The sequence below is a fragment of the Methanosarcina sp. A14 genome (assembly GCF_001729375.1).
GTDB lineage: Archaea > Halobacteriota > Methanosarcinia > Methanosarcinales > Methanosarcinaceae > Methanosarcina > Methanosarcina barkeri.
This window is the reverse complement of the sequence record NZ_LZPK01000356.1, coordinates 1-2,070: the sequence shown is the minus strand read 5'-3', so window position 1 is coordinate 2,070 and position 2,070 is coordinate 1. Positions and strand designations below refer to the sequence as shown.

The 2,070-nt window shown below is 33.4% G+C and carries 2 protein-coding genes; both read left to right on the top strand.

The window, feature by feature from the left end:
* Positions 1–81 precede the first annotated feature (81 nt).
* Positions 82–225 carry a hypothetical protein gene (locus A9239_RS19735; protein ID WP_155396498.1) on the top strand — a complete coding sequence of 48 codons (144 nt, stop codon included), beginning with the start codon at positions 82–84 and terminating at the stop codon, positions 223–225.
* 1,390 nt (positions 226–1,615) lie between these two features.
* The coding region (locus A9239_RS15505; protein WP_255361964.1) for a YncE family protein at positions 1,616–2,070 on the top strand (455 nt) is incomplete at its 3' end.

Below are 2,070 nucleotides of genomic sequence, written 5' to 3'. Positions count from 1 at the left end.
AACTTACACGGTTAAACTCACAGCAACAAATGCAGCAGGAAGTAGTACAAAATTAAAATGGAAATATATAAAAGTGGCAAAGTGACTGCTACTTTGAAAACGGTTGTAAACCTCCTGGGATTCTATAGGATTACATTTACAGGAAGTAATGCAGCAGGAGTAGTACTTAACGAAGACAAACTTCATAAAGGTGCCAACAAACACAAGACCGGAAATATACTCTGAAAACAAATAAACTCTTAAACTGAAACACGAAAAAATAAAGGCTAAACGTGATGAACTCAAAGGTCTGTTCTGGTCACAATGGAAGAATCGTAGTGGGCGGCTGAAACAGACCTTACTTCTGTTTTCTCTTATTCTGTTTTCAGAATTAGCATCAGTTTTTCTTAGTTCCCTGTGCCTTTATCTTTTTCTGAGTGAAGAAACTTCAATCTTCTGTATCAGGTTGAAATTCAAAAACTGACTGTGTATAACTTTTATCTAATGTCTAAAAGTTTGTCTAAATCTAAGAGTTTACCTTAAATTTACATTTGATTTACAATTTGAATGGGCTGAATACTGAGTTTTTTGTAAATTCAGCTTGAATTTGGATTTCATAGTATAAAGCCGCATCAAGTAATACATAAAACAGAGACCGTAACCAAAAAAGAGGCCCTTGGACAAGAACTAAAAACGTTTTAATATAAAAAATCTAAATATAGGGTAAATCAGTAATCGTGGAATAAATATAGTTAATCTATTATCGTGAAGGATCTAACATATAATCAATATAACAAAGTTCCTATAATGGTTCTTATAGATAATGTGGAAACGATATTATGACTTACGCAGTTGAAGTGAAAAATCAACAGTGTTAGATCATTAACTGTCTAATATGTGACTTTAATCCACAGTATTTGCCGTAATTGATTTCGATTCTCAAGTGTGTAAGTCCTAGATATAATTACCAACGGTGGATGAGTTCAAGATGGAATGACGTAAAAGTTGAACTACATGGATCAGGTACTTAGTAAATTTTTTATTACACCTGCAAATTATCTATAGCTACATCCCAATTTTCATGATTTTATAAACTTCGGTTCAATCTGTTAATTAAAAAACGTGGTTATGTAGAAATTCTCTGAAATCAAGAACTTCCAATTGTTTAAACTGAACTACTTAAAACACTATTAACTATTTATTCAAGAGCCTATTGAATATGATTTAGATAGGTTTTCTACAAATCCAAAAACGAAAAAAATACCTGGATTTTGGAACTGAGTTTTAGAAAAAAACCTGTATTTGGCAGATCGACATTAAAATTTGGATATTTTTCAGGATAAGTATCCTCTTCAAACTGTACGGAAAAAAGTGGGTTTCATATATTTGCTGAAAGTTGAAAAGTTTACTAAAGTCTAAAAAACACATTAAGATACCAATAACTTTCAAAACGTGTAATAAAATTATTCCAGGTTTTTTGGTTAGAATATTTTCCCTTGAAATGAAGAGGATATCAGGATAGCGCTTTTCAAATGCCCTATTAATTTGATCTGTATTTAACATATGTTAACATGGCCCAACTATCATCATAAAAAAAACGACAGGTCATTTTTGTGGTCGTTTTGTATGGGATGGAATGCAAGTTCCCACAAAAAAGCTATCAGTGAAAATATTTGAAATAACAATTTACCTGCTGGATGTAGGACGAAATATTAGGAGTGAGACAATGAAAGTGAACAAAAAACTGTGTTCAGTAGCGTTAGCTTCAACAGCTATTGTTTTATTTTTAATTTTGACATTATCTACTGCATCGGCAACTACTGCACAAAGTACTTCAAGCACGGCTAAATACGCCTACATTACGAATAGCGGTAGCACCACTGTTACTGTAATTGATATCACAACAAACAAGGTTACAGCCAAGGTACTTGTAGGAAAATATCCTTATGGAGTTGCAGTCAACCCCGCTGGAACTAAGGTGTATGTATCGAAAGAAGCAAGCAGCGTTGTCTCCGTAATTGACACCGCAACAAACAAAGTTACAGCCACGGTGAAGGTAGGAAAAAAGCCCTGGGGAGTTGCAATTAACCC